This is a genomic window from Glycocaulis albus, assembly GCF_014639075.1.
Classification (GTDB): domain Bacteria; phylum Pseudomonadota; class Alphaproteobacteria; order Caulobacterales; family Maricaulaceae; genus Glycocaulis; species Glycocaulis albus.
In genome coordinates, this window is the sequence record NZ_BMFS01000003.1 from 224,841 (window position 1) to 243,596 (window position 18,756).

Below are 18,756 nucleotides of genomic sequence, written 5' to 3' on the forward strand. Positions count from 1 at the left end.
GCCCGCCGGGGAGCGCGTCCATACCTGATCGGCGGCGCCAAGTCGAGTTACCGGCCTATTTGCCGATGCAGAACTGGCTGAACACGCGGTCCAGCACGTCCTCGATATCCACCGCACCGGTAAGCTCGCCCAGCGCGCGGATTGCCCGGTTCACTTCTGCGCCTGCCAGCTCCGGGCGCGAGGCCAGAAGCGATAACGCCTCCTCCAGCGAGCCAAGGGCCCGCTCAACGAGCTGTCGATGGCGGGCACGCGACAAGGGCGCCGCCTCGGCCCCGCCCAGCCTTGCTACCAGCTCGCCGTCCAGCCAGGCGTTGAAAGCTTGCAGGCCCACCGCCTGCGTGACTGAAACCGCAAAGCTGGCCACGCCCTCCGGCACGGCAAGGACCGCGCTTCCCAGATCGGTCTTGTTCAGCAGCACGGCATCGCCGGGGCGCAGCATGGCGATGTGTGCCATATCCAGCGTTTCACGTGAAACGTCGATCATGAGGCAGCGCATGTCGGCGCTCTCGGCCCTGGCGAGCGCCCGGCGCACGCCCTCGGCCTCGATCGTGTCGGATGCTTCACGCAAGCCGGCGGTATCGGCCATGTAGACGACGAAACCGGCCCGTATCAGGCGCACTTCGACAATGTCGCGTGTGGTGCCGGGAATATCGCTGACGATGGCGGCCTCGCGATTGGCCATATAGTTGATAAAACTGGACTTTCCGGCATTGGGCTCGCCGATTACCGCTATCGTGAAGCCGTCGCGTATGCGCTCCCCGCGATGGTTGTCGGCGAGATGCGCGCGCATGCTGGCGCACAGGGCCTGCAGAGGCGGGCCTGCCCGCTCCGACAGGCCTTCGGGTACATCATCCTCGTCGGGAAAGTCGATTTCACCCTCAATGGCCGCGAGCGTCTCGATCAGCGCCTCGCGCCACTCGCCATAGAGCGAAGCCAGAGCGCCGCCCATCTGGGCCAGCGCCTGCAGGCGCTGCGCTTCGGTCTCGGCGTCAATCAGGTCCGCCAGACCTTCGGCCTCTGTCAGATCCATCCGGCCATGGGCAAAGGCGCGCCGTGAAAACTCGCCCGGTTCCGCCGGGCGCAAACCTTCGGCCATGAGGGCCTCGATGAGCGCCGCGATGACGGCGGGACCACCATGAATGTGAAACTCGGCAACATCCTCGCCGGTAAAGCTAGCAGGGCCGGGAAACCAGAGCAGCAGCGCCGTGTCTATGGTCGTGCCGTCAGGGCGCGTCAGTGCTCTCAGCGCGGCACGCCGCGGCGCCGGCAGCCCGTCCGCCAGAACAGAGAGAACCCGGCCTGCATCCGGCCCGGAAGCGCGCACCACGGCAATGCCTGCGCGCCCGGCACCACTCGCCAGAGCGAAAATCGTATCGGTCATGGCGCGGCGTCTAGCTGCCGGACTTGCCGCCAGCGGCCTGGTTCATCAGCGACATGAACTGTTTCTGCCATTCCCCACCCATGCTCATCCAGTTGCGCATAAGCGCATCGGGTTCAAGCGCCTCGATATTCGCACTCATCCGCTTGCTCATTTCGCCGACGAGCTGTTCGTTGAGCGGAGTCACGTCGGGCAGACCGAAAAAGGCCCGCGCCTCGGCCGGGGTGCAGTCGATTTCGATATTGACCTTCATGCCTGCCTCGTCTTGGTTCGGGGGATGGTGCCTTGTGCGCCGACCATAAGCCGCTCCGCGCCGGAAGCCAAAGGAGACAACATGTCCGCCGAAACCCTTACCATTTCCACCAAGGACGGCAGCTTCGGCGCCTATGCGCGCGGGACAGGCCCCGCCATCATCGTGATCCAGGAAATCTTCGGCATCAATCAGGTGATGCGCGATATCTGCGACGATCTGGCCGCCAGCGGGTACCGGGCCATCTGCCCCGACCTTTTCTGGCGGATCGAGCCAGGCATCGAGCTGACCGACCAGACGGACGCCGAATGGAAGCAGGCTTTTGATCTGTTTGGTAAGTTCGATCCAGACAAGGGCGTCGAAGACATCGCGGCCACCATCGCCCATGCGCGCGGCGAGGGGGCAGCGAAGGTTGGTGCCGTCGGTTACTGCCTGGGCGGGCTGCTGGCCTATCTCACGGCGTGCCGCACGGACTGCGATGCGAGCGTCGGCTATTACGGCGTCGGCATCCAGGACCGCCTGGGCGAGGGCGGCAAGATCACCAAACCCCTGCTGCTACACATTGCCGGCAAGGACCAGTTTGTGCCGCCGGAGGCGCAGAAGGCCGTTATGGACGGGCTGAAATCCAATCCTAACGTGGAAATGCATCATTATCCGGAGCGCGACCACGCCTTTGCCCGCGTCGGCGGTGCCCATTTCCATCGCGGCGACGCCGAAACGGCCAATAACCGCACCATGGCGTTCTTTGACAAGCATCTGGGGTAGGGGGCTGGGCTGGTCATCAGCCACCTTATGCGGGTGGACTGTCTTATGTGCGGCTTGCCTCTCCACCGGGGTCCCCCGCCCCGACGGGGGACCCATGGGAAAAACCCAGTGCGTGGACATGGACCCCGGCTCAGGGGCCGGGGACCCGGATATGGTTCTTAGCTTTCGCCGGAATGACGAAGGGCGAAAGACCTAGCCCTATTCCGCGCTTGCCTTTTGCCAGCTTTCCAAGGCCGTCAGCCGCTCCCAATAGGCCTGTATGGCGGGTGGCGCGTCTTTCAGCTGGCGGATAATCTTCAGTAAATACAACAGGTAACCGACTGATATGTCGGCAGCCGTAAAGCGGTCAGCGGCCAGCCAGTCGCGGCCTTCGAGCCCGCGCGTCGCGATCAGCTGAAGATGCTTTTCAACTTCCTTCTTGGCCCAGCGGGCGATGCCCTCATTGCGCTGGGCTTCGGGCAGGAGGGTGGTATGGGCCAGCAGCAAGTTCACCGGCATGCCCAGCGAGCCCTCGGCATAGTGCAGCCATTCCAGATAGCGCGGGTAACCGGATTCAGACGGGTCCACACGCAAAGGCGTCGGGCCGTATCGATTGATGAGGTATTCCAGGATCGCAACCGATTCCAGGATCACCGTGTCACCGTCTTTCAGGGCCGGGATTTTCTGTAAGGGGTGGATCTTGCGGTATTCATCGCCGCCCACATTGCCCCGGTCAAAGGCCACACGCTCCAGCCGGTAATCCAGCCCCATCTCCTCCATCGCCCAGCGGGCGCGGATGGAACGGGTCATGGGGGCGTGGAACAGGATCAGGTTTGCGTCGTGGCTCATCGCTTCAAGCTCCAGATCAACAAAATGGACCTGACCTCCCGAAGAACCAGCCAGATCAGAACCAACGTAAGTCTGCTCATGAGAAACACCTTTCTGAACAACGCGTCCAGAGTGAGGTGATTTGAATGGGGGGTGGCTAAAGCCCTACGTATTCATCGAGTCGAAGAACTCGTCATTGGTCTTGGTTTCTTTCAGTTTGCCAAGCAGGAAGTCGATCGCGTCCTGCGGGCCCATCGGGTTGAGGATGCGGCGCAGCACATAGGTCTTGGCGAGATTCTTCTTGTCGACCAGCAGCTCCTCTTTCCGGGTGCCGGATTTGAGGATGTCGATGGCCGGGAAGACGCGCTTGTCGGCGACTTTCCGGTCAAGGACAATCTCGGAATTACCCGTACCCTTGAACTCCTCGAAAATCACCTCGTCCATGCGGCTGCCGGTATCGATGAGGGCGGTCGCGATGATCGTCAGCGAACCGCCTTCCTCGATATTGCGGGCCGCGCCGAAGAAGCGCTTCGGGCGTTGCAGGGCGTTGGCATCCACACCGCCAGTCAGCACCTTGCCGGAGCTTGGCACCACCGTGTTGTAGGCGCGGCCAAGGCGGGTGATGGAATCCAGAAGGATCACCACATCGCGGCCATGTTCGACCAGACGCTTGGCTTTCTCGATCACCATTTCGGCGACCTGGACGTGGCGCGTGGCCGGCTCGTCGAAGGTCGAAGCGATAACCTCGCCCTTCACGGTACGCTGCATGTCGGTCACTTCCTCCGGGCGCTCATCGATGAGCAGTACCATGAGGTAGCATTCCGGGTGATTGGTCTCGATGGCGTGGGCGATATTCTGCAGAACCATCGTCTTGCCCGTGCGCGGCGGGGCGACGATCAGCGCGCGCTGGCCCTTGCCGAGCGGTGCAACGATGTCGATCACGCGGCCCGTACGGTCCTTCTTGGTCGGGTCCGGGTTTTCCATGATGAACCGGCTCTCGGGATAGAGCGGGGTCAGATTGTCGAAATGGACCTTGTGCTTGGCCTGATCGGTGGGCTGGAAGTTGATCGCGTTGACTTTGAGAAGCGCGAAATAGCGCTCGCCATCGCGCGGCGCGCGAATCTCCCCGTCCACCGTGTCGCCATTGCGCAGGCCGAATTTGCGGATCTGGTTGGGCGACACATAAATATCGTCCGGCCCGGCCAGGTAGTTGGCCTCTGGCGAGCGCAGGAAGCCGAACCCGTCCTGCAGCACTTCCAGCGTGCCGCCGCCATGAATCTCCACGCCTTCCTCGGCCAGCGCCTTCAGGATCGCAAACATCATGCCCTGCTTTCGCAGCGAGGCGGCGTTCTCGATATCGAGGCTCTCGGCGAGCTGGAGAAGGTCTGCCGGAGACTTTTCCTTCAGCTCCTGCAAGGACATGCGCCGTCCATCAGGGGTCGGCGTTGCGATGTCGTCGAGATCGGTTTCGGGGGTGTCGTTCTGGTCGGTCATGGGGAGATCTTTTTGTAGAGCGGACGGAATAATGAACAGCCGGGGCCGGGAACGGCCGTCAAGATAAGCAGCCATGCCTCTGGACCAATGCCCCGGCATGTTCTGCTGGTTCCTGGCCCGCGATCGCCAGCTGTGAGGCCTGCGTGCGGGTGCTGATGTGTTCTCGAGGGCGTGCACATTGGCAAAGCGGTCCGCCTGCAACTGCACGATAAGGGGGGAAGCCGTCCGCAAGCGGCCGGTTACCGGCTAGGCGTGACACATGGCCGGGCCGGCGTCAAGCAAAAGGCTTCAGTATCGCCAGAAGCACAATGATGATCACCGCAATCGCCGGGACTTCGTTCATGATGCGCCAGAATTTCTCGCTGCGCGGGCGTTCCCCCGCGGCAAAGCGTCTTGCGCTGGCAGCGTAAAAGCCGTGAATGCCGGACAGCGCAATGACAAACGCCAGCTTGGCATGGAACCAGCCCTGGCTGAACAGGGCAGGGTTAGCCGCGATCATCAAAACGGCAAAGAGCCAGACCGCGACAAGCGCCGGGCCCATGATGATGCGATTGAGGTTCTTTTCCTGGGTGAGAAGCGCCGCCTCCAGCTCCCCGCCAGGCTGTGCCGTGTGGTGGTACACGAACAGGCGCGGCAGGTAGAGCATGCCGGCCATCCAGAAGATCACGGCTATGATGTGCAGGGCCTTAAGCACATCATAATGGGGCAGGAGGAAATCCATCAGGCGGCCTCGGGCTTGCTTTCCGCTGATTTATAAACCGCTTCGCGGCAGGGGCAGCGGCCAAATTCAGCCGGGCATACTGGCGTGCCTCCAGGCGGCTTCAGCCCAACCGGGCCGTTGAGTGCCGAAACCACCAGGCCGGCCAGTGCCTTGATGAAATCCGGCGTTACGCCCAGAGCCGGCACGCGCGCATAGCCCGCTGCGCCGTGCTCATGCGCCAGCTCGGCATATTCCTCGTCCAGCTCCACGAGTGTCTCGATATGCTCGGACACAAAGGCGATCGGCGAGAGGATGATGTGTTTTCCCTCCTTGGCCGCCTCTTCCACCGTCTCTTCGGTCGACGGCCCAATCCATTCAAGCGGGCCGACCTTGGACTGGAAACAGGTGATGTGGTCGCTCAGCTCCGGCAGTAGCGCGGTTACCGCCTTCACCGTCTCCTCAACCTGCCACTGATAGGGGTCGCCGCGCTGGATCGTCACCTCTGGCAGGCCATGGGCGGAATGAAGCACGCGCACATTCTGCGGCCTTCCCGCCTTCTCCCAGGCTTCGCGGATCAGACCGGCATGGGCGGCGATAAAATCAGTCTCGCGCGGAAAACAGCATATCGTGCGGCCTTCCGGCCCGCCTGCATCCCGCCAGGCTTTCAGCGAGCTCGCGGTCGTCGTTGTCGAGAACTGCGGATAGAGGGGGAGCAGAACTATTTCGTCAGCGCCCCAGGCCTTCACCGCCTCCACAGCCTCATGGGTAAACGGGTGCCAGTAGCGCATGGCGAGAAAACAGCGGATCTCATCGCCGGGCAGGGCTTTATTGAGGGCTGCCGTGAGCGCTTCGGCCTGACGGGTGGTCTCCGGCACGATGGGTGAGCCGCCGCCCATCTTGGCGTATTCTTTTGCTGCCTTGGGCCCGCGCGTGGTGGAAATAAGCCAGGCGAGCAGTGGCCGGACAGGCCACGGCGCATAGATGATAGCCGGATCATTGAAAAGATTGCGCAGGAAAGGCTTCACGCTGTCCTGACCATCCGGCCCGCCCAGATTGAACAGTACGACAGCGATTTTGCGGCTCATGACTGCCTCCGGCTTGGCTTGACGCGCGCTACTGCCCGCGGATGAGCGCCAGCAGCTCGCTTACATGTTCAGGCGGCACATCAGGATTGATGCCGTGTCCGAGATTGAAGACATAGGGCCGCCCCCTCCATGCGTCGAGCAAACGGCTGACCTCCGATTTCAGCGCCTCACCGCCCGCCTTGAGCACTGCCGGATCGAGCTGACCCTGCACGGGCATCGAGCGCGGCAAGTTCGCTACAGCCCACTCGGTATCCAGCCCGTGATCGGTGGCTATGGCGTCAATCCCGGTTTCTCCGGCATAGCGCACATAGTGCGGGCCGGCCCCTTTGGGAAAGCCGATGACCGGGGCAGTGATACCGGCAGCGCGCAGCCGCTCCACAATGCGCCGCGTCGGCGCGATGACCACACGGTTGAACAGGGGCGCAGGCAGGCCTTCAGCCCAGCTTTCGAAGATTTTCAACACATCTGCGCCGGCCTTTGCCTGAGCGATGAGATAATCAGCCGTCGCATCGGCAAGGTTGGCGAGGAGCCGGTCAAACGTCTCTGGCTCGCTCCAGGCGGCGGTGCGCGCCTTCCAGCGGTCTTTCGATCCACCGCCCTCAATCATGTAGGTCGCCACAGTCCACGGGGCGCCGGCAAAGCCAATAAGCGTGCAGCTGTCAGGCAGGCCTGCGCGCACGCGTTTCAAGGTCTCACACACCGGTGACAGCCGGTCGGCAGCCCCTTGCGGCCCAAGAGCTGCCAAAGCCTCGAGACTCATTGGCGCCAGGCGCGGGCCCTCACCCTTCTCAAACCAGACCTTCTGGCCCATGGCATGGGGGATGAGCAATATGTCGGCAAAGACGATGGAGGCATCGAAGCCGTAGCGGCGGATGGGCTGCAGCGTCACTTCGGCAGCCGCTTCCGGGCTCAGGCAGAAGGCAATGAAATCAGGCTGCTGCGCACGCACGGCCCGGTATTCGGGCAGGTAGCGGCCCGCCTGCCGCATGAGCCAGACCGGCGGTGTCTTCAGGGTCTCTCCACCCAGAACCTTCAAAAGTGCGCGTCCGGTCATGGACCACTACCCCTTCATATGATCGGATCCTGCCAGCCAGCACCTGGCGGGGGGCCTGGGTGATTTCTTCCATACCTTTTTCTTTTAATGGAAAAAGAAAATTTGGGAGGAGATGAGTCGTAGGCCTGTCAGCATCGTGGAAAACGCTGTTTCCTTACCGTGTTATCCGCAGATTTCACACCCTGTGGGCAAATCTGCCGCACTGGCGGACATGCGCGCTGTGTTGATTTTGCGATTAACCCAAAATTCATATTGTTTAACAATTTATTAAGCTGGCAGGCCGGCCGGGGATAGAAGATGCAGCTATCAGGGTTATGCCGGGCAGCTCCACACGCCATGCTTTTGCGCCGGGCGTGTTATGCGCCGTCGTGGATGAGCGGGGATGGGCTGTGCGTGAATCCGGGCTGCACCGGAGTCGGGGCTGCGCGCCCGGCATTAGCGGGGACAGGCTGAGCACGTTGCCGACAACTTGTTCACAGGCCGGGCGGAACGGGCTAACGCTTGATCTGACACCCGACGGGACCGGGACCAAACCGCCTTCAGGAAGGATACCATGCCAGCTTCCCAGCGCGCGCCGGACATAAAGACCTATTTTCATGTTCACATGATCTCCGATTCCACGGGTGAGACACTGATGAGCGCCATGCGCGCATCGGCCGCCCAGTTTGAACGGGGCCAGCCAATAGAACATCTCTTCGCGCTGGTGCGCTCGCCGCGCCAGATGGACCGGGCGCTGGAGCATGTGGCGGCCTTTCCGGGTGTTGTCATGTACACCGTGGTCAATACCGAGCTGCGCGAGGCTCTGGAAACACGCTGCGCGGAGCTTTCCATTCCTGCGATCGCCCTTCTTGATCCGATCGAGACCACGCTCTCAGCCTATCTCGGCGCGCCCATGACGGGCCGGGCCGGTGCCCAGCGTACGCTCGATGCGGATTACTACAGGCGTATCGAGGCGATGAATTACTGCATGGCCCATGATGACGGGCAGGGTGATGATCTGGCGAGCGCGGATGTGATCCTGCTGGGCATCAGCCGGACCTCGAAAACCCCTACTTCTATTTATCTGGGCAATCGCGGTGTGCGGGCAGCCAATATTCCGCTGGTGCCCGAAACACCCCTGCCACCCGATCTGTTCTCGCTGAAAAAGCCCGTTCTGGTAGGGCTTTATGCCACGCCTGAGCGGATAATCCAGATCCGGCGCAACCGGCTCCTGAACCTGAATGAGGACCGCTCGACCGAGTATGTTGATGAAGGTGCGGTCAAGGACGAGCTGATTTTCGCCAAGCGCCTGTTTGCACGCCACAATGTTCCCTCGATTGATGTCACGCGGCGATCCATCGAGGAGACAGCGGCCAAGATCATCAATCTTCTCACCGAACACCGGGGCAAGATGTCAGGGGGCAAGCCATGACGGAGCTGGTACTGGCCTCCGGTTCGGCATCAAGGCGCGCCATTCTGGAAAAGGCCTGTGTTCCCTTCACCATAGATCCGGCCGATATCGATGAAGGCGCGGTGAAGGCGCGATTTGCCGGAACGCCGGCCGCGCTCGCGCTGGAGCTTGCCCGGCAGAAGGCACTTGCGGTTTCGCCGCGCCAGGCGGGGAAACTCGTGCTGGGCGCCGATCAGGTGCTGGAATTCGAGGGCCGGGCCTATGACAAGTCGCGCGATCATTCAGAGGCCCGTGCGCGCCTAGAAATGTTGCGCGGCAAGGCTCATGCGCTTGTCGGCGGGCTGGTACTGGCGCGCGATGGCGAGATTGTCTGGCAGCATCAGAGCCGTTGCGAGATGCAGATACGCGAGGTCTCCGATGCCTTTCTCGACCGGTATATGCGAGAGGCCGGGCCGATCCTGACTGCGGGCGTGGGCGGTTACGCCTATGAAGGCCTCGGTGCCCAGCTCTTTGAGCGGGTTGAGGGCGATTTCTTCGCGGTTCTGGGCCTGCCACTCCTGCCCTTGCTCGGTGCCTTGCGCCAGCACGGTGTGCTTGAGCCATGACCGGGCCCGGTCTGAAAGCCGGAGTGGCCGGCTGGCCGGTCGCCCACTCGCTCTCGCCGCTGATGATGGAGGCGTGGCTGGCCGATGCCGGCCTTGCCGGGAGCTATGAACGCATTGCTGTAGAGCCTGACGCGTTTGCCGCCACCGTGTCGCGCCTGCGCGATGAAGGGTATTGCGGGATCAATGTCACCCTGCCGCACAAAGAAGCTGCGCTCGCTCTGGCCGATGAGGCAAGCGAGGGCGCGCGCGCCTGCGGCGCGGCGAATGTTCTTATGTTTGGCGCCAGCGGTGTATCGGCTGACAACACCGATATTGCCGGCGTCCGGGCCGCGCTTGATGAGGCGGGCTGGCAGGCGGGAACGGGCCCTGTAGTACTCATCGGTGCTGGCGGAGCGGCACGGGCAGCGCTTCATGTGCTCACGGCTGACGATACGCCGGTCCGGATCATAAACCGCAATACGGGCCGGGCGGCACAGCTTGTCCGCTCCATGGGCTGCGCGGCTGAAGTTCACGCGCTGGCGGACGCAGGGGCAGCGCTTGAGGGCGCGCGCCTCGTCATCAACGCGACCTCGCTTGGCATGACCGGCCAGCCTGCCCTGACCTTGCCGCTCGACATTCTGCCCGCCAGCGCGGCCGTCTTCGACATGGTGTACGCACCGCTCGAGACGCCCCTTCTGAAGCAGGCGCGGGCGCGCGGGCTGAAGAGCGCGGACGGGCTTTCCATGCTGATCGGACAGGCCCGCCCGGCCTTCGAGATGTTCTTTGGCCAGCCGGCGCCTGCCGGTACGCCGGTCAGGGCCATGCTGGAGGCCGCGCTGGAGGTCCGCACATGATTACCGTCGCGCTGACAGGCTCCATAGGCATGGGCAAAAGCACGACCGCCTCGCTGTTTGCGGCCGAAGGCATACCCGTCTTCGATGCGGACGCAGCGGTGGCCGACATGTATGCGCCAGGCGGCGAGGCGGTGACACCGCTCAGCATGGCCTTTCCAGATATTGTGGCTGACGGGTGTGTGAACCGGGACAAGCTGAGCGCTCATCTGAAAAGGCAGCCGGACGATTTCGCGCGCCTTGAAGCCATCGTGCACCCGCTGGTAGCCGCCCGCCGCGCCGCTTTCCTGGAACAGGCCCGCGCTGACGGCGCCTGGTGTGTGCTGTTCGACATTCCGCTCCTGTTCGAGACGGGGATGGAGGCCCATGTCGATGTGGTCGTGGTCGTGTCGGCCCCCGCGGACATCCAGCGGACACGGGTGCTCGCCCGCGACGGCATGCATGCTGAAAAGCTGGACATGATATTGTCCCGGCAGACCCCGGATGCGCACAAGCGCGACCGGGCCGATTTCGTCATCGACACATCAAAAGGTGTGGATGATGCCCGCCATCAGGTGCGCGCCATTCTGGATGCCTTGCGCAAACGCCGTCAGAATCCCGGCCCATGAGAGAGATCATTTTCGACACCGAGACCACAGGCCTCTACCCGCTCGAGGGCGACCGGGTGACCGAGCTGGGCTGTGTGGAGGTCTTCAACATGATCCCCACCGGCCGCGAGTTTCATGCGCTCATCAACCCTGATCGCGATATTCCTGCCGAGGTCACCGCGATCACCGGGCACACGCGCGAAATGCTGCGCGACAAGCCCCATTTTGAAGAGGTGGCACAGGACTTCATCGACTTTGTGGGCGATGCGGTGATGGTAGCGCATAATGCGCCCTTCGACCGCGGCTTCATCAATATGGAGCTGACGCGCGCCGGCCTCGACCCCTATCCCGACAGCCGCTTCAAGGATACGGCGGCCATGGCCCGCGAGCGCTTTCCAGGCTCGCCGGCCAATCTCGATGCGCTGTGCAAACGCTTTGATATCTCGCTGGAAAGCCGCACCAAGCACGGCGCCCTGATCGACGCCTACCTGCTGGCCGAAGTCTATCTGGAGCTTAATGGCGGGCGCACGCGCGCGCTCGACTTTGCCGGGCTGGAGGGCAGAGACCGTACGGTACGCTATGCGCCGCGTCCGCCGCGCCCGGCGGCGCTGCCGCAGGCCAGCACAACAGAAGAGCGTGCCCTCCATGCGGCGTTCGTTGCCGAGATGGGAGAGGCACGCATCTGGAAAAAATTCGGCGTATAGACGGCCCTGATCAGGCGTTGCCGGCCGGCGGGTTTGCAGCGCCACCTTGCGCGCGCTGGGCCAGCTGCTGGCGGTAGAGGGCCGCAAAGTCCACCGGCTCCAGCATCAGGGGCGGGAAGCCGCCATTCTGCGTTGCGCTGGCGACGATCTCGCGGGCAAAGGGGAAGGTCAGGCGCGGCGCCTCGACCAGCAGGAAGGCTTCACGCGCCTGCTCGTCCATGCCGCGGATCTGGAACAGGCCAGCATAGCTCAGCTCGCACACAAACAGGGTCGCGTTTTCACGCTGCGCCTTTGCCGACAGCAGAAGTTCCACCTCGAAATTCTCGCTGTCCAGGGCGCGCACGCGCACATCAATCCCCAGATCGATATTGGGCTGGGCCGCACTGCCGCGCAGCGTGTCCGGCGCGCCGGGGTTTTCAAAGGAGAGGTCCTTCACGTACTGCCCCAGTATTCTCACGCTCGGCCCGGCGGGCGGGTTGGCGCTCTGGTCGGGTGTGTTGGGGGTGTCAGCCATGATCGGTGCAAGCTCCTGTGGACGTTTACCGGCTTTTTGTATCGAAGTGCCGGCAGCAGGGCTGGAATGTGCCCGCTTCCCTTTGCAAGGTCTGGGCGGGTAGCATGGCGCGCCCTGGCGGGCAAGCCGGTGTTCGGTGGCGCCCTGTCAAACCGCAGCCTGCATTGCACGGGCTGACCTGAGTGGCCTGACGGCCTATATGGTTAGGCAGGGACGGGCACAGATACCGCCGGAGCCCGGTGGCAAAGAGGTGCATGCGCGTGGAATTGTTGCAGATACTCTTTTTCGCGGGCCTTGCCGTGTTCATCGGCATAAGGCTGTACATGGTGCTGGGCCGCCAGGTCGGGCGCTCGCCCGAAGAACATGCGCGTGAAGAGGCCGAAAAATCTGTCGCCCGCGAGGCGTCTGTGCCGGCCCGCGAAACGGCCGGTATCCAGGATGCATCCGCGCCGGCGGCAGCGGCGCTGAGCGCCGTTGATGTCGAGGAGGCCGCCTATGATGGCCTTGAGGCCATTGCGGATGCCGACCCGGGCTTTGACGCGGCAGAGTTTGTCCAGGGCGCTCGCGCGGCTTATGGCATGATTGCCGGCGCGTTCGCGCGCGGGGATGTGGATGCTCTCGAGCCATTGCTGGCTCCGCGCGTGATGAAAGCCTATCGCGAGGCGATCGAGGCGCGCGCCGCCAAGGGTGAAACCCTGACGACCGAGATTGACCGCATCAAGGAAACGCGGCTGCAGGAAGCTTCCCTTAACGGGCCCAAGGCCAAGATCAAGGTGCGATTCGTCGCCGAGATCGCCCATGAGACCCGCGCTGCCGACGGCAGTGTGGTTTCAGGCGATATCGCGGCGCTGCACCCGGTAGCGGAGATCTGGAGCTTTGAGCGCGATGTCACGAGCGACAACCCGAACTGGCGGCTTTCCGCCGTGCGCCCGGCCTAGTGCGCTTGCGGCGCTCTGTCTGACCCTTGTCCTGACAGCCTGTGCCAGCGTGCCGGACGCGCCCTCCACGGGCCCGCGCCCGCCTGCTGCGTCTTCGCTCGATCTGCGTGTTCTGCCAGGCTTCGATGCGCTTGAAGGCTGGCAGACCCATGATGCGCGTGCTGCCCTGTCCTCTTTCGGGCAGAGTTGCACCGCGATCCTGCGCCGGCCCGCCGACAGGCCCCTGAATGACCGTGCACCCCATGCGGGCCGTGCCGGCGACTGGCATGATGTGTGCCGCGAGGCCTTGTCGCTGCTCGCCGGCAATCTGGATGCCCGAAGCGCCCGGCAGTTCTTTGAGGCCCGCTTCCGCCCTGTGGCCGTTGGCGGCGAGGGCCGCCTGACCGGCTATTACGAGCCGATGGTCGAGGCGCGCTACTACCCTGATCCGGAATTTTCCATGGCAATACGGGCGCGGCCGGGCCTGTCTCCGCGCGGGGACATGTCCCAGCTCATAGCCGGTCTGGATGCAGCCCGGTTCGGCGGGGCGGACGAGGCGCGCCCGCGCGCCGAGATCGAGGCGATGAATATCGGTGTGCCGCTGGCCTGGGGGCGGCCGATAGACGTGTTTTTCATGCAGATTCAAGGCTCCGGACGCCTGGTCTTTGATGATGGCTATCAGCGCCGCGCGGCCTTCGCGGCCCATAACGGGCACCCTTATGTGTCTATCGGGCGGCTGCTGCTGGACCGGGGCGAACTGCCGCCGGGACAGGCATCGAAACACCATATCGAAAACTGGCTGATCCGTAATGGCCCGACCGCCTGGACACCGCTGTTCAACGAAAATCCGCGCTATGTGTTCTTCGACCTGCAGGAGATTGCCGATCCGGGTGCCGGCCCGATGGGATCGCAAGGTGTACCGCTGACGCCGATGGCGAGCCTCGCCATTGACCCGGCCTTTCATGCCTGGGGCGTGCCGGTCTTCATACAAGGGGAGGTGTCCGGGCAAGGACGCTGGAACGGGCTGGTCATTGCGCAGGATGCCGGCGGGGCGATCACAGGGCCCGTGCGGGGTGACCTTTTCTTTGGCTGGGGTGACGAAGCCGGACAGACAGCCGGGCGGCAGAACAGTTTTGCCCGCTGGCACCTGCTCTTGCCGAGCCATCTCGCAGCGCGCCTTGCGCGCACCTCATGAGGGGTCATGGCGGGTCCGAGGCGCACCCTGACAGCGGAAGAGCGTGCCTTGTGGCGCAAGGTCTCGCGCACGGCGCGGCCGCTGCCGGGTGAGCGTGCGCGGGTTGCACTCCCATCCTCTGCGGAGGATTTTGCAAGCCTGCTCAAGCGGCCTTCGGGAAGTGCAATTGGCGCCCTCAACACCGGCGCAGCGCGCCCGCCTGTCGAACGCGGCGGCGAGCGCAAGGTACGCCGCGGGCGCGTGGAGATTGACGCGCGCATAGACCTTCACGGCGAAACCGCGGCCCGTGCCCGCCAGATGCTCCTGGCCTTCCTGTCGCGCGCGGCGATCAAGGGTCATCAGACGATTCTCGTGATAACCGGCAAGGGCGCGGGCATGCGGGCCGAGGATACGCGCCGGTTCGAGCCATGGCAGGCTGATGCGCCTTCTTTGCCCGGCGTGTTGCGCCGGTCGCTCCCCTTATGGCTTGCCGAGCCGGAGTTCTCGGTGCTCGTCAGCGGCTATGCGTCAGCCCATGCGCGCCATGGCGGCTCGGGGGCCTTCTATGTCATGCTGCGCCAATGAGCACTGCCAGCCTTAGCGAGACGGTGCGGGCGATGGCCCGCGAGGCCGGATTTGACGGCGTGCGCATCACCCGCGCCGATACGCCCTGGGAGGCGGGAGACCGGCTTCGCGCCTTCGTGGAGGCGGGTCATCACGGCAGTATGGGCTGGATGGAAGACACGCTGGAGCGGCGTGTCCACCCCACTGCCATGTGGCCGGAGGCCCGCTCGGCGGTGGTGGTGGGGCTCAATTACGGGCCGGACCATGATCCGCTGGAGGATCTGAAGAACACCGGCCGCGCCGTCATTTCGGTCTATGCGCGCAACCGGGATTATCACGATCTTCTCAAAAAACGCCTCAAACAGATGGCCCGCGCCTTTCATGGCGAGACGGGCAAGGGCGTGAAGGTCTTTGTCGATACCGCGCCGCTGATGGAAAAGCCGCTCGCGGCCCTTTCCGGTCTGGGCTGGCAGGGCAAGCATACAAATCTGGTCAGCCGGGACTGGGGCAGCTGGCTGTTTCTGGGCGTGATGCTGACCGAGGCCGAGCTTGAGCCCGACGCGCCGGAAACCGATCATTGCGGGTCGTGCCGGGCCTGCCTGGATATCTGCCCCACAGACGCGTTCCCTGCACCCTACAGGCTCGATGCGCGCCGCTGCATCTCCTATCTCACCATCGAACACAAGGGGCCGGTACCGCGCGAATTCCGGGCCGCAATGGGCAACCGCATCTATGGCTGCGATGATTGCCTGGCGGTGTGCCCCTGGAACAAGTTTGCCGCGCGCACGGCCGAAACCGCCTTTCATGCCCGCGCCGAGCTGGAAGCACCCTTGCTGGCGGAGCTTTCGCGGCTGGATGATGCCGGGTTCCGGGCCTTCTTCACGGCCTCGCCCATCAAGCGCATTGGACGGGACAGGTTTGTACGCAATGTGCTGATTGCGCTCGGCAATGATAGCGGTGCGGCGGCGCTGGACGCGGTCCTGGCACGGCTGGATGATGAGAGCGCGCTGGTGCGCGGCGCGGCGGTCTGGGCCCTGTCGCGCCTGGATGCGGCGCGCTTTGAAGCTGAACGTGAGACGCGGTTGCCGGCCGAAACGGATGGGGATGCCGCCGCCGAATGGACGCGTTCAGATGCAGGCGCAGGCGGCTGAAGGGTTTTCCCCGGTGCAGGCACTGCCTACATGAGCGCAGGTTTCATTTCTCCCAGACTGCAAGGACCGCCCATGACCGATCTGTCGCCGCGCGAAATTGTTTCTGAACTGGACCGGCATATTATCGGCCAGCATGAAGCCAAGAAGGCGGTGGCTATCGCGCTGCGCAATCGCTGGCGCAGGAAGCGTGTTGATGAACATTTGCGCGCCGAGATCACGCCGAAAAACATCCTGATGATCGGCCCGACCGGGGTCGGCAAGACGGAGATTTCAAGGCGTCTGGCCAAGCTTGCCGGCGCGCCTTTCCTGAAGGTGGAGGCTACCAAGTTCACCGAGGTCGGCTATGTCGGGCGCGATGTTGACTCCATCGTGCGTGATCTTGTCGAGATCGCGATCTCGCTGGTACGCGAACGCCGCCGCGAGGAAGTGCGTCCGCGCGCGGAGGAAGCGGCTGAAAAGCGCGTCCTGGACGCGCTGGTCGGCCCCGGTGCCAGCACGACTACGCGCGACAGCTTCCGGCGCAAGCTTCATGCCGGGGAGTTGGCCGACAAGGAGATAGAGATCGAGCTGGTTGATGATGCCAACCCGTTGCAGGGGCTGGACCTGCCGGGCATGGGCGGTGTCGGCATGATCAATCTGGGAGACATGCTGGGCAAGGGCATGGGGCGGCGTCGCAAGACTATCCGTACCACCGTGCGGGAGGCCTATGATCCGCTGCTGCAGGAAGAGGCTGACCGGCTTCTCGACGACAGCCAGATCCAGGCCGAAGCGGTAAGACTGACCGAGAATGAAGGCATCGTCTTTCTGGACGAGATCGACAAGATTGCAGCCCGTTCCGAAGCGCGCGGGGCCGATGTGTCCCGCGAAGGCGTACAGCGTGACCTCCTGCCCCTGATCGAGGGGGCAACCGTGGCCACGAAGTATGGCCCGGTGAAGACCGACCATGTGCTGTTCATCGCCTCGGGTGCGTTTCACGTGACCAAGCCGAGCGACCTGTTGCCGGAGCTTCAGGGCCGTCTGCCGATCCGTGTCGAGCTGAAAGCCCTGACCCGCGATGATTTCCGCGCCATACTGACCGAGCCGGAAGCGAGCCTTGTCACCCAGTATATCGCCCTGATGGCCACGGAAGGGTTTGAGCTAAGCCTTGATGACAGCGCGATCGGGGCGATTGCCGATTATGCCGCGGAAGTGAATGCGAGCGTGGAGAATATCGGCGCGCGCCGGCTGCACACCATTCTGGAGCGCCTGGTGGAGGAGATCAGCTATACGGCGTCTGACCGTTCGGGCGAAACGCTGGTGATCGATGCCGATTACGTGCATGAGCGCGTGAAGACGCTGGCTTCGAACGCCGATCTGTCGAAGTTCATCTTATAGGCCGAACGGCGCTTTTCCCTCGTCCTTCGAGACGCTTCGCTGCGCTCGCCCTCAGGACGAGGGTGGCAACCCGCACCAAATTCGCGTTTCGTCCCCTAAGCCTGGATTTCCAGCGTGCTGGCTGTGGTCATGTCCCTTAGCAGCTCCAGAAGCTCATCGCGCGCCAGCGCGATGCAGCCCTCGGTCGGCTTGTAATCATCGCTGGCGCAATGCAGGAAAATCGCCGACCCCATGCCCGGCACGGGCGGATTGTCGTTATGGCCAAGCACCACAACGACATCATAAAGCCCGTCCTGGCGCGTCATCACCTCGTGGCTCGCCGGCCAGGGGAGGCGCACCGGCCGGTTATAGGCGGGATCGGCGGGCGCATCGCACCAGCCATCATCAGGCCGGATCGGCTGCAAGGGCAGCGCGGTTTGCGGTTTCTCCAGCCTGTCCGGGCGCCACAGGGCGCGCCGGACAGGCCAGATGCCTGCCGGGCTGGCCCCGTCCCCTTCGCGCTTGTCATGGGCTGGAATGACGCCTGAACGGCCAAGCGCGCAGCGCAAGGTCTTGCCTCCAGCCCGCAGCTTGCCACCGGTGTGTGCAACGATCTTCATGGCTTAAGCTTGGCGCGGTGATGCGCCCGAAGGCAAGCGGCGGCAGGCAGTTGGCGTGAGCGGGCAACGCGCACTATGTATGCTTACTGCGCCTATCGCATGGAGGTTTGACCCGTCATGGCCGGTGAAAAGACGGTTCTCATTATCGATGACGACACGGACCTGCGCGAGGCGCTTGCCGAGCAGTTTGCCCTGGAAGACGGGTTTGCCGTTCTGACCGCTGCCAATGCCGGTGAGGGTATGGAGCGGGTGCGGCGCGACAATCCTGATATTGTCATCTTCGATGTCGGCCTGCCTGATCAGGACGGGCGGGATGCCTGTGCCGCCCTGCGCGAGGAAGGCGAGAACGTGCCGATCATACTTCTGACCGCGCAGTCGGGCGATGAGGACCATGTAAAGGGTCTGCAGTCCGGTGCCAGCGACTTTCTGGCCAAGCCGATTGCCTTCCGGGTCCTGCTGGAACGGGTACGCACCCAGCTGAGGCGCTATGAGTCCTCTGAGGATGCTGTTCTCAATATCGGGCCTTACGTGTTCACGCCCGGCATGAAGCAGCTGGTCAATCAGGAAGGCAAGCGTATCCGCCTGACCGAGAAGGAAACCAGCATTCTGAAATATCTCTACCGCGCGGGCGGCCAGCCCGTGGCCCGCGAGGAATTGCTGGACCGGGTGTGGGGCTATCACCGCGAGGCCAACACCCACACGCTGGAAACCCATATCTACCGGCTGCGCCAGAAGATTGAGCCGGACCCGGGCAAGGCGCGCCTGCTGGTCACCGATACGGGCGGTTACCGGCTTCAGGCCTGATTACCAGGCC

Annotated in this window: 21 protein-coding genes; 12 read left to right on the forward strand and 9 right to left on the reverse strand. The window is 63.6% G+C overall.

From position 1 onward, the window contains the following. Window positions 1–55 precede the first annotated feature (55 nt). A complete protein-coding gene (gene mnmE, locus IEV75_RS05035; protein WP_188451454.1) occupies window positions 56–1,381 on the reverse strand; it encodes a tRNA uridine-5-carboxymethylaminomethyl(34) synthesis GTPase MnmE in 1,326 nt (441 codons plus the stop codon). A 10-nt stretch (window positions 1,382–1,391) separates the two neighbouring features. Further along, window positions 1,392–1,631: a DUF6489 family protein gene (locus IEV75_RS05040; RefSeq protein ID WP_188451455.1), complete on the reverse strand. Its 240-nt coding sequence runs from the start codon at window positions 1,629–1,631 to the stop codon at window positions 1,392–1,394. An 81-nt stretch (window positions 1,632–1,712) separates the two neighbouring features. Here IEV75_RS05040 and IEV75_RS05045 point away from each other — a divergent pair, with 81 nt between their 5' ends. Further along, a complete protein-coding gene (locus IEV75_RS05045; RefSeq protein WP_188451456.1) occupies window positions 1,713–2,393 on the forward strand; it encodes a dienelactone hydrolase family protein in 681 nt (226 codons plus the stop codon). Between the two features lie 198 nt (window positions 2,394–2,591). On the opposite strand, the gene IEV75_RS05050 is transcribed toward IEV75_RS05045, so the two are convergent. The 5 genes from IEV75_RS05050 to hemE all read right to left on the reverse strand — a co-directional run bounded on the left by IEV75_RS05050 (window position 2,592) and on the right by hemE (window position 7,533). Continuing rightward, window positions 2,592–3,221, reverse strand: coding sequence for a glutathione S-transferase family protein (locus IEV75_RS05050; protein WP_188451457.1), 630 nt, complete (start codon window positions 3,219–3,221; stop codon window positions 2,592–2,594). 144 nt (window positions 3,222–3,365) lie between these two features. Then, window positions 3,366–4,622: a transcription termination factor Rho gene (rho, locus tag IEV75_RS05055; RefSeq protein WP_127565091.1), complete on the reverse strand. Its 1,257-nt coding sequence runs from the start codon at window positions 4,620–4,622 to the stop codon at window positions 3,366–3,368. A gap of 346 nt (window positions 4,623–4,968) precedes the next feature. After that, the gene (gene hemJ, locus IEV75_RS05060; RefSeq protein WP_188451458.1) at window positions 4,969–5,415 is read right to left on the reverse strand and encodes a protoporphyrinogen oxidase HemJ; all 447 of its coding nucleotides are present in this window, start codon (window positions 5,413–5,415) and stop codon (window positions 4,969–4,971) included. Continuing rightward, window positions 5,415–6,479, reverse strand: a complete 1,065-nt coding sequence (gene hemH, locus IEV75_RS05065; RefSeq protein WP_188451459.1) for a ferrochelatase — start codon at window positions 6,477–6,479, stop codon at window positions 5,415–5,417. Before hemH ends, hemJ begins: the two co-directional genes overlap by 1 nt. Window positions 6,480–6,507: 28 nt before the next feature. After that, window positions 6,508–7,533 carry a uroporphyrinogen decarboxylase gene (gene hemE, locus IEV75_RS05070; RefSeq protein ID WP_188451460.1) on the reverse strand — a complete coding sequence of 342 codons (1,026 nt, stop codon included), beginning with the start codon at window positions 7,531–7,533 and terminating at the stop codon, window positions 6,508–6,510. Window positions 7,534–8,086: 553 nt separating this feature from the next. Between hemE and IEV75_RS05075 the strand changes: the two genes are divergently transcribed. From IEV75_RS05075 to dnaQ, 5 genes are read left to right on the forward strand one after another with little or no spacing between them, the layout of a single operon-like run. Continuing rightward, window positions 8,087–8,944, forward strand: coding sequence for a pyruvate, water dikinase regulatory protein (locus IEV75_RS05075; RefSeq protein ID WP_188451461.1), 858 nt, complete (start codon window positions 8,087–8,089; stop codon window positions 8,942–8,944). Further along, the gene (locus tag IEV75_RS05080; RefSeq protein WP_188451462.1) at window positions 8,941–9,528 is read left to right on the forward strand and encodes a Maf family protein; all 588 of its coding nucleotides are present in this window, start codon (window positions 8,941–8,943) and stop codon (window positions 9,526–9,528) included. The genes IEV75_RS05075 and IEV75_RS05080 overlap by 4 nt, the downstream gene beginning before the upstream one ends. Continuing rightward, a complete protein-coding gene (gene aroE, locus IEV75_RS05085) occupies window positions 9,525–10,361 on the forward strand; it encodes a shikimate dehydrogenase (RefSeq protein ID WP_188451463.1) in 837 nt (278 codons plus the stop codon). Before IEV75_RS05080 ends, aroE begins: the two co-directional genes overlap by 4 nt. Continuing rightward, entirely contained in the window at window positions 10,358–10,966 is a 609-nt protein-coding gene (gene coaE, locus IEV75_RS05090; protein WP_188451464.1) for a dephospho-CoA kinase, read from the forward strand. Before aroE ends, coaE begins: the two co-directional genes overlap by 4 nt. After that, window positions 10,963–11,649, forward strand: coding sequence for a DNA polymerase III subunit epsilon (dnaQ, locus tag IEV75_RS05095; protein WP_188451465.1), 687 nt, complete (start codon window positions 10,963–10,965; stop codon window positions 11,647–11,649). Before coaE ends, dnaQ begins: the two co-directional genes overlap by 4 nt. 10 nt (window positions 11,650–11,659) lie before the next feature. Here dnaQ and secB read toward each other — a convergent pair whose 3' ends face one another. Further along, window positions 11,660–12,163, reverse strand: coding sequence for a protein-export chaperone SecB (gene secB, locus IEV75_RS05100; RefSeq protein ID WP_188451466.1), 504 nt, complete (start codon window positions 12,161–12,163; stop codon window positions 11,660–11,662). A gap of 254 nt (window positions 12,164–12,417) precedes the next feature. Here secB and IEV75_RS05105 point away from each other — a divergent pair, with 254 nt between their 5' ends. The 5 genes from IEV75_RS05105 to hslU all read left to right on the forward strand — a co-directional run bounded on the left by IEV75_RS05105 (window position 12,418) and on the right by hslU (window position 17,343). Then, entirely contained in the window at window positions 12,418–13,101 is a 684-nt protein-coding gene (locus tag IEV75_RS05105) for a Tim44/TimA family putative adaptor protein (protein ID WP_188451467.1), read from the forward strand. Further along, complete coding sequence (mltA, locus tag IEV75_RS05110; RefSeq protein ID WP_233351753.1) at window positions 13,049–14,275, forward strand: murein transglycosylase A; 1,227 nt, start codon at window positions 13,049–13,051, stop codon at window positions 14,273–14,275. The genes IEV75_RS05105 and mltA overlap by 53 nt, the downstream gene beginning before the upstream one ends. Before the next feature lie 6 nt (window positions 14,276–14,281). Beyond that, entirely contained in the window at window positions 14,282–14,839 is a 558-nt protein-coding gene (locus IEV75_RS05115; protein ID WP_188451468.1) for a Smr/MutS family protein, read from the forward strand. Continuing rightward, a complete protein-coding gene (gene queG / locus IEV75_RS05120; protein WP_188451469.1) occupies window positions 14,836–15,969 on the forward strand; it encodes a tRNA epoxyqueuosine(34) reductase QueG in 1,134 nt (377 codons plus the stop codon). Before IEV75_RS05115 ends, queG begins: the two co-directional genes overlap by 4 nt. 72 nt (window positions 15,970–16,041) lie before the next feature. Continuing rightward, window positions 16,042–17,343: an ATP-dependent protease ATPase subunit HslU gene (gene hslU / locus IEV75_RS05125; RefSeq protein WP_188451470.1), complete on the forward strand. Its 1,302-nt coding sequence runs from the start codon at window positions 16,042–16,044 to the stop codon at window positions 17,341–17,343. Window positions 17,344–17,438: 95 nt separating this feature from the next. On the opposite strand, the gene IEV75_RS05130 is transcribed toward hslU, so the two are convergent. Further along, window positions 17,439–17,942: a L,D-transpeptidase family protein gene (locus IEV75_RS05130; protein WP_188451471.1), complete on the reverse strand. Its 504-nt coding sequence runs from the start codon at window positions 17,940–17,942 to the stop codon at window positions 17,439–17,441. Between the two features lie 117 nt (window positions 17,943–18,059). On the opposite strand from IEV75_RS05130, the gene IEV75_RS05135 reads away from it, so the two are divergent. Continuing rightward, entirely contained in the window at window positions 18,060–18,746 is a 687-nt protein-coding gene (locus IEV75_RS05135; protein ID WP_188451472.1) for a response regulator transcription factor, read from the forward strand. Window positions 18,747–18,756: the final 10 nt, after the last annotated feature.